The 12,744-nt window shown below is 63.7% G+C and carries 10 protein-coding genes; 6 read left to right on the top strand and 4 right to left on the bottom strand.

What is annotated here, in order from left to right; genetic code table 11:
* Positions 1-13 precede the first annotated feature (13 nt).
* Positions 14-778, bottom strand: a complete 765-nt coding sequence (locus J5J06_12710) for a hypothetical protein (protein MCO6437946.1) — start codon at positions 776-778, stop codon at positions 14-16.
* 429 nt (positions 779-1,207) lie between these two features.
* Between J5J06_12710 and J5J06_12705 the strand changes: the two genes are divergently transcribed.
* The 5 genes from J5J06_12705 (at position 1,208) to J5J06_12685 (ending at position 7,235) form a co-directional block, all read left to right on the top strand.
* Entirely contained in the window at positions 1,208-2,257 is a 1,050-nt protein-coding gene (locus J5J06_12705; protein MCO6437945.1) for a 3-oxoacyl-ACP synthase III, read from the top strand.
* Between the two features lie 8 nt (positions 2,258-2,265).
* On the top strand, positions 2,266-3,171 hold the full coding sequence (locus J5J06_12700) for an alpha/beta fold hydrolase (GenBank protein ID MCO6437944.1): 906 nt from the start codon (positions 2,266-2,268) through the stop codon (positions 3,169-3,171).
* A 93-nt stretch (positions 3,172-3,264) separates the two neighbouring features.
* Positions 3,265-4,179 (top strand): polyprenyl synthetase family protein, encoded by a 915-nt coding sequence (locus J5J06_12695; GenBank protein MCO6437943.1) that lies wholly within the window; start codon positions 3,265-3,267, stop codon positions 4,177-4,179.
* Between the two features lie 126 nt (positions 4,180-4,305).
* Positions 4,306-6,267 carry a 1-deoxy-D-xylulose-5-phosphate synthase gene (locus J5J06_12690; GenBank protein ID MCO6437942.1) on the top strand — a complete coding sequence of 654 codons (1,962 nt, stop codon included), beginning with the start codon at positions 4,306-4,308 and terminating at the stop codon, positions 6,265-6,267.
* A 110-nt stretch (positions 6,268-6,377) separates the two neighbouring features.
* Positions 6,378-7,235, top strand: coding sequence for an NAD(+)/NADH kinase (locus J5J06_12685; protein ID MCO6437941.1), 858 nt, complete (start codon positions 6,378-6,380; stop codon positions 7,233-7,235).
* A gap of 34 nt (positions 7,236-7,269) precedes the next feature.
* Here J5J06_12685 and J5J06_12680 read toward each other — a convergent pair whose 3' ends face one another.
* From J5J06_12680 to J5J06_12670, 3 genes are all read right to left on the bottom strand, one after another.
* On the bottom strand, positions 7,270-8,367 hold the full coding sequence (locus J5J06_12680) for a DUF2891 domain-containing protein (GenBank protein MCO6437940.1): 1,098 nt from the start codon (positions 8,365-8,367) through the stop codon (positions 7,270-7,272).
* A gap of 66 nt (positions 8,368-8,433) precedes the next feature.
* The gene (locus J5J06_12675) at positions 8,434-8,955 is read right to left on the bottom strand and encodes a DUF1648 domain-containing protein (protein ID MCO6437939.1); all 522 of its coding nucleotides are present in this window, start codon (positions 8,953-8,955) and stop codon (positions 8,434-8,436) included.
* 64 nt (positions 8,956-9,019) lie between these two features.
* Positions 9,020-10,840 carry a sodium:proton antiporter gene (locus J5J06_12670; GenBank protein MCO6437938.1) on the bottom strand — a complete coding sequence of 607 codons (1,821 nt, stop codon included), beginning with the start codon at positions 10,838-10,840 and terminating at the stop codon, positions 9,020-9,022.
* Positions 10,841-10,949: 109 nt separating this feature from the next.
* On the opposite strand from J5J06_12670, the gene J5J06_12665 reads away from it, so the two are divergent.
* Positions 10,950-11,915 carry a hypothetical protein gene (locus J5J06_12665; protein ID MCO6437937.1) on the top strand — a complete coding sequence of 322 codons (966 nt, stop codon included), beginning with the start codon at positions 10,950-10,952 and terminating at the stop codon, positions 11,913-11,915.
* Positions 11,916-12,744 lie beyond the last annotated feature (829 nt).

Raw genomic sequence — 12,744 nt, 5'->3', positions numbered from 1 at the left:
GGTTCAAGAAGAGCTAACGTCCGTGTGAGCAGACGACGTTGGCGTTCGCGACCCCCGCGGCCGTGGCCGTCGCCACACCCGGGCAGAAGGATTGATCGCCGATGAACCGGTGCGGGCGGCGCATCTCCTCCATGGTGTGACGATCGAGCATGAGCTCGACAAAAAGGCTGTTTTCGGGCTCGGGGCGATCCTCGCGGGCGATGTGCCCGTAGCCCAGCGTGTGACCGATCTCGTGGGCGCAGACGTTGGCGAACACGTTGACCCACTCTTCAAACGTATACGCCGCGCCGAGTTGGCGGATGCGTTCACCGTAGATAATGGCCGAGTTGTCGTCCTGACGATCGCAGGGGTCGTATTCGGCTTCGCCGATGTCGCCCTTGCCGTCCGGGCGGACGTTCTGGGTCATGTACACGACCGTGTCCGCGTCTAGTCCTTCGATGTCGTCCTCGCCGTTCATCACGGCCACTGAGGCCTCGTCCCACTCGCAGTAGATTTCCACGATCCGGGCTCGGACGCTCTCGCGAAAGCGATCGGCGTCATCGGCCAGCGTCCCGCCGTCCACGAGCGGAAAGTCGGACAGATCCATGCCGTCGAATTTCGTTCCCGGATACATGATGCTCGAGCCGCCCGTCCAGTCGAGCACGACGGCGGCATTGACGGCCGTCGCAGCGGAGAGCGAATCGCCGCACTCGGCGACGAAGAGCGGCCGGTGGACGCCGGCCAGACCCGGCAACGATCCGCATCCGGCGGAGAGCAGTCCCAAACAGAGTGCCGTCATCTTGGCACATCTGATCGGCGCGCAGAATGTCCGTGGCTGCGTGGACAGCTTCGTTCCCTCCCGTCGCCCTGCGACGTTGAATGCAAACTCTGGGGGATGCCGTGAGCTGATGGCGGGATGCGGGGTGGTTGCGTCGAGTTCGGACCCGCGGTCAGCGAGCCGAAAGAAAGGCCGGAAGCACCACCCCTCCGCGGGTGCTCGTTAGGTTCTTGGCGCGGGAAAAGCCGAAGTCAACATGGCCGCACCGCCCACACCAACGACCGATAGACATGCATCAACGGCAGGTCCTGTTCTGCGATCTTATCGGAGACAGCGTAAAAACCAGCAGTGGCCGCCCGGATTCCTGGCGCTTCGCTCGCGCAATTCCGCATTCGTCGCAACACGCTATAATCCGCCCCGCGGCCGCGCGGCGCGGCGAGAGGACGACGAATGTTCGGCTATCGACAGGTATGCATCGAGGCCCTGGGCTACGCCCTGCCCGAAGAAGTCGTGACCTCGGAGCAGCTCGAAGGCGAGCTGGCCCCGGTATACGAGCGCTTCGGACTTCACGTTGGACGGCTGGAGCTCATGACCGGCATCCGCAAGCGGCGCTTCTGGGCGCCCGGAACCATGCCCAGCGATGCCGCGACGAGAGCGGGACGCGCCGCTTTGGAGAACGCCAACCTGTCGCCCGGCGACATTGATGCACTCGTCTTCACCGCCGTCTCGCGGGATTGCCTCGAGCCGGCGACGGCATCGGTCGTCCACCACCAGTTGGGCCTACCCCGCCGGGCGGCGTTCTTCGACATTTCCAATGCTTGCCTCGGTTTTCTCAACGGGATCGTGACAGTCGCCAACATGATCGAACTGGGGCAGATTCGCCGCGGGCTGGTCGTGGCGGGCGAAAGCAGCCGTCCCCTGGTTCGCACCACCATCCGCCACCTGCTCGAATCGCCGAATCTCACTCGCGCGGAACTCAAGCAGGCCTTCGCCTCGCTGACCATCGGCTCGGGCGCCGCCGGCGCCGTCGTCTGCCACGAGTCCGTGTCAAAGTCGAGGCACCGATTGCTCGGCGGCGTCAGCCGCGCCGCCAGCGAGCACAACGAACTCTGCCGCGGCAGCGGCGACAGCGGTTTCTCCGCCGACGCCGCCATGACCATGAGAACGGATGCGGAATTGCTCCTGGAAGGCGGCTGCGAACTGGCCGCAGAAACGTGGAAGGAATTCAAGGCGCATTTGGAATGGGATGAGTTCGACATCGGCCGAACGTACTGCCACCAGGTCGGCAGCGTGCACCGTGACCGGCTCTACGCCGCACTGGGACTGGACGGCGCACGCGATTTCTCCACCTTCGAGTTCCTCGGCAACGTGGGATCGGTTTCGCTTCCTCTGACCCTGGCGATGGGCGTCGAGCGCGACCCGCCCGCCACCGGAACGAACGTGGCACTTCTCGGAATCGGCAGCGGACTCTGCTGTGTCATGCTCGGCGTGCGTTGGTGAATGAGAACATGCACGAACTTCCCGACGACGTTCGCGCATTGTATCCGTTTCCTTCGCGATTCCTTTCGATCGGCGAACATCGCCTGCACTACGTCGATGAAGGCGACGGCGAGCCGCTCGTTCTGCTGCACGGCAATCCGACGTGGTCGTTCTATTGGCGGGAGCTGATCGGCGGGCTGCGCGATCGCTGGCGGGTGATCGCCCCAGACCACCTGGGCTGTGGGCTCTCCGACAAGCCTCAACGGTACCCCTACACGTTGTCCACGCACATCGAGAACGTGTCGAAGCTGATCGACCATCTTGGCTTGAGGGAAATCAACCTCGGCGTGCACGACTGGGGCGGAGCCATCGGCTTCGGCTGGGCCGTTCGCAATGTGTCTCGCGTCAAGCGGATGATCGTCTTCAATACCGCGGCGTTCTTCGGCCCATGCCCGTGGCGAATTCGCATCTGCAGGATGCCGCTGATGGGCGCGATCGTCGTTCGGGGACTCAACGGCTTTGCCCTCCCCGCGACATGGATGGCCTGCAAGAACCGCGTACGCATGACCTCGGCTGTGCGCCGTGGGTACCTCCTGCCCTACGATTCGTACGCGAATCGCGTGGCTGTCCTGGAATTCGTGCGTGACATTCCCTTGCGTCGCGACACGCCCACGGGCCGGCGCGTCGCAGAAATTGAAGCAGGACTCCCACAACTTGCCGACAAGCCCATGCTCATCTGCTGGGGGGGCAGGGACTTCTGCTTTCACGACGGCTTTCTGGACGAATGGCGCCGCCGCTTTCCCGAGGCCGAGGTGCATTGCTTCGCCGACGCGGGCCATTACGTCGTCGAGGACGCCGGTGAACGCCTCCTTCCGTTGATCCGCGGATTCCTTGACGAGGGGCCCCATACCCGTTCCGCCGCGAGCTCGGATTGAACCCGAACTACGCAGTCAGATATAGTCCCCGTGAGGACATGCCGACGAGCCGCCGTAGCGTGCCCGTTCCGCTCCCAATCGGATGAACCTCTCGTGACCGAACGGCCTCAACCGGAAAATCCCCACGCCATCGATATCGCAGCGCAACTAGGCGCGTTCGCTGTCGAGTTTGACGCGCGGCTCGAAGTCTTCCTCCGTCCCCCCGCCGGTGTTCCCCCGAGGCTCGCCGAGGCCATGCGTTACTCGGCCCTTGCTCCCGGCAAGCGCATCCGCCCCTTTCTGGTTGTGCGTTGCTGTGAGCTGGGCGGCGGCACGAGGGACGATGCCTGGCCTGCCGCCGTCGCCATCGAATGCGTACATGCTTTCAGCCTGATCCACGATGATCTTCCCGCCATCGACAACGACGACCTTCGGCGGGGCCGGGCGACCTGTCATTGCCGCTTCGACGAGGCCACCGCCATTCTCGCCGGCGATGCCCTCCTCGCTCGGGCCTTCGAGGTTATCGCCACCTGTGGACTGGATTCCGATCGAAAAGTCCGCCTGATTGCCGAGCTTGCCGCGGGGACCGGCTGGATGGGTATGATCGGCGGCGAACTGGCCGATGTTCTTGGGGAGCACGAATCCACCTCTTTGGACCGAACCCGCTTCATTCACGAGCGTAAGACGGGATGCCTGATGGCCTCCGCCTGCCGCATGGGCGCCATCGCCGCCTGTGTGGACGAGGATTCGGTCGAGGCGCTTGGCCGGTTCGGCCTGCATCTCGGACTGGCTTTTCAGATTGCTGACGACCTGCTCGACGCCACATCCACGTCGCAGGCCATGGGCAAAGCCACCGGCAAGGACGCACGCGTCGGCAAGCAGACGTACACGCGTTGCTGCGGAGTCGAGGCGAGCTGCCAGGCTGCCCGCGATGCCGCCAGGGAATGCGTCCAGGTTTTGGGACGCTTTGGCGCCGCGGCGGCCGATCTTGCGGCGCTGGCGAGTTATGTCGTTGACCGAAATTATTGAAAACATTGAAATGACGCGACCGGCCCGAGGCGTATAATCCTTCTCCTTCTTGCGCGATGGCGAGTCGTTCGCCGGGTTGCGCCCGTCTCTCGTGGCCTCGCCCGCTGATCTGGAGTGCTTCTGCGAATGAGCCTGCTGGACCGGATTGCCTCGCCCGATGACCTGCGGGCGCTCTCTATCGAGCAGTTGGTCCGGCTGGCGGAGGATATCCGGCTGCGCGTCCTGGAAGTGGTTGGCAAGCGCGGCGGGCACCTTACCAGCAATCTCGGCGTGACCGAGCTCACCCTCGCCCTGCACCGTGTTTTTGATTTCACCGCGGACCGATTCCTGCTCGACGTCGGCCACCAGTGCTATCCGCACAAGCTCATCACAGGTCGGAACGGGCAATTCGACCAACTCCGGCAGTCCGGCGGCGTAAGTGGATTTCCCGAGATTACCGAGAGCCCCTACGACCTCTTCAATGTGGGCCATGCCGGGACGGCAGTAGCGACGGCCGTGGGCCTGGCGCGGGCGGATGAGGTCATGGGGCGGGATACCCGCGTTGTCGCTCTGGTCGGCGACGCCAGTATTGTTAATGGGTTGGCGTTCGAGGGACTGAACCAGGCCGGGCTGCTCAAGCGGCAGTTCCTGGTCGTGCTTAACGACAACGAGTGGGGTATCTCGCCGACGCAGGGTGGATTCGCCGAGTATCTGGCGAAGTTCCGAGCCAGCACGTTTTATGAGGACGTCAAGGATCGCACCAAACAGATCCTCCCCCGGCTGCCGATCCTCGGCCAGCCCATGTTCGATCTGATCGCCCACCTCAAGGAGGGCATCAAGGCCACGGTATCGCCTGGGCAGATTTTCGAGGCCCTGGGATTTCAATACGTTGGGCCGGTAGACGGGCACGACATCGGCCACCTCGTCGAGCTGCTCGAGCTCCTCAAGGACGTGCGGCACCCCGTCTTGCTCCATGCCCATACGGTGAAGGGCAAGGGATGCGATTGGGCTACCGCGGAACCGGGGCGCTACCACAGCCCCAAGCCTTTCGCGGTCGAGGCGGGAAAGGTCCGCCACAAGAGCGGCAAGGGAAAAAGCTGGACTCGGGCCTTCGTTGAGTGCCTCTCGGAGGTCGCCCGCAGGGACGACCGCGTTTTCGCCATGACCGCGGGCATGCCCGACGGCACAGGGCTCCTGGCCTTCGGCGAGGAGTTTCCGGGTCGGTGGCGGGATATGGGCATCGCGGAAAGCTGCACGGTGGACGTGGCCGCAGGAATGTGCAAGGGCGGTATGCGCCCGGTCGTCGCAGTCTATTCCACCTTCCTTCAGCGGGCTTTCGACCAGGTGTTTCAGGAGGTCGCCCTCCAGGGTCTTCCGGTCATTTTCTGTCTGGACCGCGCGGGACTCGTCGGCGGCGACGGCGCCGTGCACCACGGATTCCTCGACATCACCTACCTGCGAGGTCTTCCGGGCATGGTGCTCATGGCCCCACTCGATGAGGTCGAGCTGCTCGAATCGCTCCATTTCGCGCTGACGCTCGATCGACCATGCGCGATCCGCTATCCGCGGGACGACGTTCCCGCGCCGATGCCCGATTGCCCGAAGTTCGAGCTGGGCAGATCACGCCGGCTGCGCGACGGATCGGCCGTCACGATCCTTTCCTACGGCGCAACCGCAACGTGCGCGCTGTCCGCGGCGGAAATGCTCTCAGAGATGGGCATCGACGCCGGTGTCGTGGCGGCGCGGTTCGCCAAGCCGGTCGACCGCGACATGGTCTCGGGGGCCCTGGCCGACGGCAGGCCCGTCGTCACGGTCGAGGATCACTCCGTCGCCGGCGGGTTTGGATCGGCCGTGCTGGAGACGGCGCAGGAACTGGGTCTCGACGCCTCCCGCCTCGTCCGCCTGGGCATGCCCGCGGATCGGTTCATCTCCTTCGGTTCGCGTTCCGGTCAATTGGCCGAGTGCGGTTATGATGCGACTGGCATCGCCGCGACGGTTCAGCGCCTGGTGGAATCGTCTTCGCAGGATGCCGTTCTGGAATCGGCCGTGGCGGACATCGAACCACGCTCGAAAAGTCGATCGCGGCGGGTGCAGTCGACAAGGGGTTGAGTTGCGCTCGGATTATGCAAAATCGCGCGATACAATCGACCGATTGCGAGCCTGAACCTGAATCGATTTGCCTGTAAGCCGCAGCTTTCGCTCGTCTGAGGAGCCCCGCCGTGTCCACCAAGGCGAAAGATCGTCGCGTATATCTGCTTGGCAATCCGCAAAAGGCCGAGGCAGAGCCCCTTCTGAAGAAGCTGGAGTCCTTCGCCGCGTCGCGGTGCAAGCTGGTCGGGGCGAGCATGGGGCTGGACGGGCGGCCCGCCGTGGCGGCCGGGGCGGAGCGGCTCATCGTCCTCGGCGGCGACGGCACGCTCATCGGCGTGGCCCGCTCACTGGGGCAGGATCAGATTCCCCTCATCGGCGTCAACGTAGGGAAGCTCGGATTCCTTGCGGAGTTCTCGCCGGACGAAATTGTCTCCACCTTCGACCGGGCCGTCTCCGACGACGGTATCCTCCGCCGCGGCGCGATCCTGCACGTGACCATCCACCACGACGGCAACGTCCGCGAGTCGCACCTGGCGATCAACGATTGCGTAATCCAGGCCGGTCCGCCGTTTCGACTCATCAGCCTGGGGGTGGAGATCAACGGGGACCACCTCTCGCACGTCGAAGGCGACGGGCTGATCGTCTGCACGCCCACGGGCTCCACGGCCCACAACCTTTCCGCGGGCGGGCCGATCATGCAGCCCGGCGTCGATGCCATGGTCCTGACACCGCTCTGCCCCCACTCGCTCACGCACAAACCGCTGGTCATCGAGCGTGACGCGGTGATCGACATCCGTCCCGCCAAGGTCAACGAAGGGACGACGCTGATCATCGACGGGCAGGTCTCGGCCCCGCTCGGCCTCTCTGAGCGGGTCAGCGTCCGCCGCTTCGAGAAGGACTTCATCCTGGTGCGCAACCCGCTCTACGCCGGCTGGCACAAGCTCATCAGCAAGCTGCACTGGGGAAGGGCGCCGAGTCACTTGTAAGGCAACAGGCAATAGGAAGAGCAAGAGGGGATGATTACTCCTGTTTGACCGCCAACCCTCGCTCCGTCACCAGATACACCGCGAAGCTGCCCAGCCAGTGGCCGCCTTCGTATTGCTGATTCTCTATAGCCAACAGACCGGCGTCGGCGTGCTCCTTCGCCGCTTTGAGCAAGCCCGAAATACGCGGATCGCCCGAAGGCAGCCCTGACGCGATGCCCTGCAGCATCCACGCCCGCGAGAGATTCAGCCCGTCCAGATGAACCAGCTTGCCGTCGGAGCGATCGGTAACCACGGCCGGTTTCAAGAATGACGAGGAGCCGTCGAGGCTGATCTGCGGCAGGAACACGCCCAGCCACGCGGCGAATGCCGGCGGGTCGAGCACGCGGCGCATGAGGTCGGCCTCGGCCAGGGCGGGGGAGAGGAAATCCTCCCCGCCGGGCTCGAAGGCGAAGTTGGCGGCCGGGTCGGAGAGATAGTAATCGCGTGCCCGCGCGGCGATGAGCTGCTGCATCTCGACATCGCCGGTGATCCGCGCCCAATCGAACACCAGTCCGAGGGCGAAGGCCGTCTGGCTGTGCTCGCCGGTGCGGACGGGGTGGGAGAGCTTGGGCAGCCAATCGCGGAAACGCTGCGCGGCCTGCCTCTCCAGTGGGGCGAGCGTCTCGCTCCAGCGACGGGCTTGAGGCTCGTCCCATTCGTGCAGCTCAGCGGCGAGTTGAAGGAGCCAGGCCAAGCCGTAGGGGCGCTCAAAGGATTTGCGGCCTTCGCCATTCAAGTATGCAACCTCGGCGGCGACATGCTCCGGCGCGGAGCTTTCGTCGAGGGCTCTCCGAGCCTTGATGGCGGCGTCGCTCTCCGGCCACCTGCGCGCAACACGAACCAGAAGCCAGTGGCCGTGCACGGCCGAGTGCCAGTCGAAACAGCCGTAGAAGATGGGCGTCAGTTCGCGCGGCGGGCGGGCGTCGGCGTCGCTGTTCATCACGTGGGCGATCTTGCTGGGATACTCGCGATGAACGCACTCGAGGGCCATGTCGGCGAAGCGGAGAACGCCGGCGTCAGGTGGAGAGGGCGGCTCGGCAAGGACCGGGCAGATCAGCACGAAAACCCAGAGAATGCCGATGTGGAGTCGCATCTTCATGTTCCCCCTCCGAGAACGGTGTGCGACCCCTTTCGGCCGCGATGCAAGTACGTATCCCATTTACGCCCCTCGATGACGAATCATTATCGCAAAGTGAACGAACGCAGTCGCGAGCACAAGAGCCAGCATTGCAATCAACGGCCAGGCCACGAATTGAGGCGGCTCGACTTGGGCGGCGCGAACGACGAGCACCGCCAGCAGAAGAAACAGCATGGAGATTTCGGCCTGGATCCACGAGAGCGCAGACCGACCCAGGCGATACTGTACGGCGGCATTCTTCTCCGTAATCCGCACGGGATAATTGAACAGGCGAGGATGCCGGGAGAGTTTCGCCATCGCGACGACGCAAATCAGGGAAATCGAGGGCAGCAACCAGAGCCATTGTCGACTCCCCCAGCCATCGGCCTCACCGCGCCAGTTGAAGTGGACGGGGATGCGTTCGGGCAGTTGGAGTTGGGCCACGAGTACGAGCGCAAAGGAGGCCATCACGCCGCCGACGGAAACCGCGCGCAGAACATAATCCATACGTGTTGTGGGAAGGTCGAGTTTGGGGCGTGCTTCTGTCCGGCCGCGCTGATTCATGGACACTTCCGCTCTTGAGGTCGATGCTCCGTCGCTCGGATTCCCATGCTTCCTTCACGGCCATTCATGATGATTGCGAAGGTTCCTTGGGCGGATTCGTCTGACCCTCCTTTACCAGGGCCAACAGAATCTGACCCGGCTTGGTGGATGCGGGCTTCTCTGCGGTGGCGAATTGAAGCCGGCCATCCTGCATCGTGCCCAGAACCACGGCCGAGGCGCCGTACATCTCCTTGAACTTCTCGAAATTGAAGGACTCCGAGAGCGGCGTAGCCTTGACGACCGCCCCGTTGGCGACCCGGGCAGCCAGCACGTCCTGATCGATCTCCTCGGAAAAAAGCCGGCGCACCTCGCCGTGCCCGGCGGCGACACCCTTGTTCTTGGTCGACCGCGTCACGGGAATCATGTAGCACGAGGACTTACCGAATATGCGCATGAAGCGCTGGGCAGACAGCAGGTTGACGCTGTCGTTGGGCGTTGCGGCGACGAGTCGCCCAATGCCGCCGAGATCGATCTCGTCCAACAGGTAATCAGACAAGATGCTGCCGCTGTAGGTGGGCAGACCCTCCATGCGCGCCGCGGCCGTATTCTCCCGGTTCGTATCGACAAGCAGAACTCGAACGCCTTTGGCTTTCAAGACCTTGGCGAGCGCGCGCACCCAGGCCTGGGCACCAACAAACAAGACGCCCTGGGGATTGGCGTCGGCCACGCCAAGCCGGCGGGCAAGGGCCGGCGTGAACAGGCCGTACACCGTGACGGTACCGATGATCGCGGCGAAAGTAATCGGCACGAGCGCCGCCCCGCCGGCGAATCCGGCATCCTCCAGACGGAGGGCAAAGACCGAAGACACTGCGGCGGCGACGATGCCGCGCGGGGCCATGGCCGCCAGGAACCACCGCTCCTTGGCGGCGAGCGACGAGCCCAGCGTCGATACCCAGACCGAAAGCGGCCGGCCGACGAACACGAGCACGGCGACGAATCCGAGCGCCGGCAGCGCGATGGCGCGGAGTTCGCGTGTCTCCAGCCGGGCCGCGAGGAGCAGAAACAGCGCCGAGATCAGCAGAACGCGGAGATTCTCCTTGAACTCCACGATGTGCCGCACGTTGGCGTATTTCTGGTTGGCCAGGGCGATGCCCATCACGGTCGTGGCGAGCAGCCCGGCTTCGTGCTGGAGGGCGTTGGACGCAACGAAGGACGTAACCACGAACATGAGCGATACGGCGTTCTCGAGGAAATCAGGAATGAGTCGCTGGTGCAGCAGGACGGTAAGCGCGGCCGCAGCGGCGAGGCCCAGTCCGCCGCCGAACACAACCGCCTTGGTGATCGCCCCCAGAAGGTGGAACGTGGCGTCGTCCACGTGGGTGATGGAAACGCCCTCGAAGACCAGCACCGCCAGAATGGCACCGATGGGATCTATGACGATGCCTTCCCACTTGAGAATGGTCCCTCCCGGACCCGTGGGGCGCATCTGCCGCAGCAGCGGACCGATGACCGTCGGGCCGGTCACGACAAGGATGGCACCGAGGAGGATCGCCAGGCTCGGCTCCAGCCCGAAGATCCAGTGGGCCGCGAGTCCCGAGACAAGCCAGCTCACGGCAGCGCCGATCGAAACCAGATTGCGCAAGACGCCGCGGATCTTGGGCAGTTCGCGCAGGCTCAGCGTCAACCCGCCTTCGTATAGGATGAGCGCAACGGACAGACTCACCAGCGGCTGAAGGAGTGGTCCGAGAAGCTCGTCGGGACGGATCCACCCCAACCCCGGACCCGCGGCAATGCCGAACACCAGCAGCAGCAGAATGGACGGCACGCCCACGCGCCACGCGAGCCACTGGGCGACCACCCCGAGGACGGCCAGGATGAGGATGCTGAACAGATGGAATTCGCTCAAGGACGTTTCCTTTTCGTCGCCGGTGACGCCAGCGTCCCAGAATGATCGCGACTCTCGCCGCGAATGGGAAGCGTCGCACGTTTCTGGGCCGAACCCGCCGAAGACGCCGATGTCCCATTCAGTAACGCCGCCCCGTGAGCCGGCCGAGCGGCCGCTGGACACCATTCTCAACAGAATGCCTGAAAGGAGTATTGCGGTGCTCGATAGTTTCCGCCAGAAGGTCGAAGAGGCCGAAGCGGCCGTGACCCGACGCAACCAGCTCCGTGCCAACCTTACCGCCCTGGGTGACGAACTCAACGGGCTGCGGAACCGGATCGACGCACTCGATGTGTATCGCGAACGATTGCAGGCCTCGGCCAACGAATCGCGGTCACTCAGCTTCGGCGGGCTGTTTTCCTCCCTTTTCGGTGGCGGAGGGGAAGCCAGTCCGGCCGGCACCCAGGACAAACTGGATCAGCTCGAAAAGCAACAAAGCGACGCCCAGCGCCAACTCGTCGACGTCGAGCAGCAGATTCGCTCGGCGGAACAGGAACTGTCGGAATCCGGAGATGTCGATCATCAATACGAAGAGGCTCTTCGCGAGTGGCGAGAGGCGCGGGCTCAGGCCGGCGATGACGCGCCCGATGACATCGCCGTAGCGGGTGACGTGCGCGGTGCCGTCGAGCGGGCGATCCAATCCGCCACGCATCTTAAGGAACGACTGTGGAGCATGAGCCGATCCATCGGCCGGGCTCGAACCGGACGGCTGGGACGAGGACCGGGCGCGGGAATCCTCAACATGTTGACCGACCAGCGGGCCAGCGGTTCCGTGGACCGCGTCCGCGACGGCTTCGAGCGTCTGCACCGCGACGTAACCGCGATTCCCCTTCGCGAGGGCAACTTCACCGATGACGAGATCGCCCGGCTGACGCCATGGCTGAGCAACTGCATCAGCGAGATCCAGTCCCGTTCGACACGGGCCATGGTGAACGATCCCAAGGTGCTCGGCTCTCTCGTAGACAGCGTGCAGGAAATCCTCGGCCACCTCAAGGACAAGCAATCGGCACTTGGAGCAGGGCAACTGGCGGGAAGGTAAAGAGGTACTGCATCCGAAATGCGGTCGCGTCGAGATCGCGTACATCGGCGACAGAGACATCGGTGAGACCTCCGCCTGTTGTACCGAGGGCAACGCCATTGGTGCATACAGGAGGATTGTCTGGAAAACACCGACTATTCCATCATGTTGAATTCGTGCTGAATACGGGCCCTTGGCCAACAGTACTATCCAGTTACTGCTGCAGACGCACAATGTGGGATACGGGATTTTTTTCTTGCGTCGCCGCATCCGCGAAGACTATTGTTACATCTTCGCAATGAATCCGTTAGGGCCGGGTTGCGGACATCAAGCACCGATGCTGGATTGGCTGGCTGTGCGATTCGGGAAAATGGCCATTTCGCGGAGAGTCCGCAGGAAGTCCCGAATCGAAGCAGGGTTTCACGTCACATTAGGCCCCAACTGATCGGTGTCTTGCGCGAGAACGTGTGCCTGGGTCTTGAATTGGCACATCGCATGGAGGCGCGATCGCGAAGGCCATGTCGAGCTCGAATCCTGCGTACTCAATGGCGTGGCTCGCCGCCTTCGTTTCTATCGCATTAGGTGCCGGGACCGACGCAAACTTGAGCAAGGCTTTTTCCGGTCGGGTGATCAATACACCAAGGAGTCACGATCTTTCTGCAGTGCATCCCAACGGCCGCAACGGAAGCAAGGCTGTTGCGGGTTGCAGTGAAAGGGACTCACGATGCGCTAGGCCTGAATCCGGGAGTACGTGAATTCAAAGGTAAGCGTAACGGCGCGAATGGGCAACCAATACGTGTCGTCATCGAGGAATGTGGGGCTGGCAATGCTGCCGGGCCCCGGGCCGCGA

The organism is Phycisphaerae bacterium (assembly GCA_024102815.1).
Classification (GTDB): domain Bacteria; phylum Planctomycetota; class Phycisphaerae; order UBA1845; family UBA1845; genus JAGFJJ01.
The sequence above is the reverse complement of the archived record's forward strand: the minus strand, read 5'-3'. Positions and strand labels throughout refer to the sequence as shown.

Excerpts from the sequence above, each read along its gene's own strand:
- J5J06_12690 (MCO6437942.1), top strand. The coding sequence starts at position 4,306 with ATGAGCCTGCTGGACCGGATTGCCTCGCCCGATGACCTGCGGGCGCTC.
- J5J06_12700 (MCO6437944.1), top strand. The coding sequence starts at position 2,266 with ATGCACGAACTTCCCGACGACGTTCGCGCATTGTATCCGTTTCCTTCG.
- J5J06_12705 (MCO6437945.1), top strand. The coding sequence starts at position 1,208 with ATGTTCGGCTATCGACAGGTATGCATCGAGGCCCTGGGCTACGCCCTG.
- J5J06_12710 (MCO6437946.1), bottom strand. The coding sequence starts at position 778 with ATGACGGCACTCTGTTTGGGACTGCTCTCCGCCGGATGCGGATCGTTG.
- J5J06_12665 (MCO6437937.1), top strand. The coding sequence starts at position 10,950 with ATGTCCCATTCAGTAACGCCGCCCCGTGAGCCGGCCGAGCGGCCGCTG.
- J5J06_12675 (MCO6437939.1), bottom strand. The coding sequence starts at position 8,955 with ATGAATCAGCGCGGCCGGACAGAAGCACGCCCCAAACTCGACCTTCCC.
- J5J06_12680 (MCO6437940.1), bottom strand. The coding sequence starts at position 8,367 with ATGCGACTCCACATCGGCATTCTCTGGGTTTTCGTGCTGATCTGCCCG.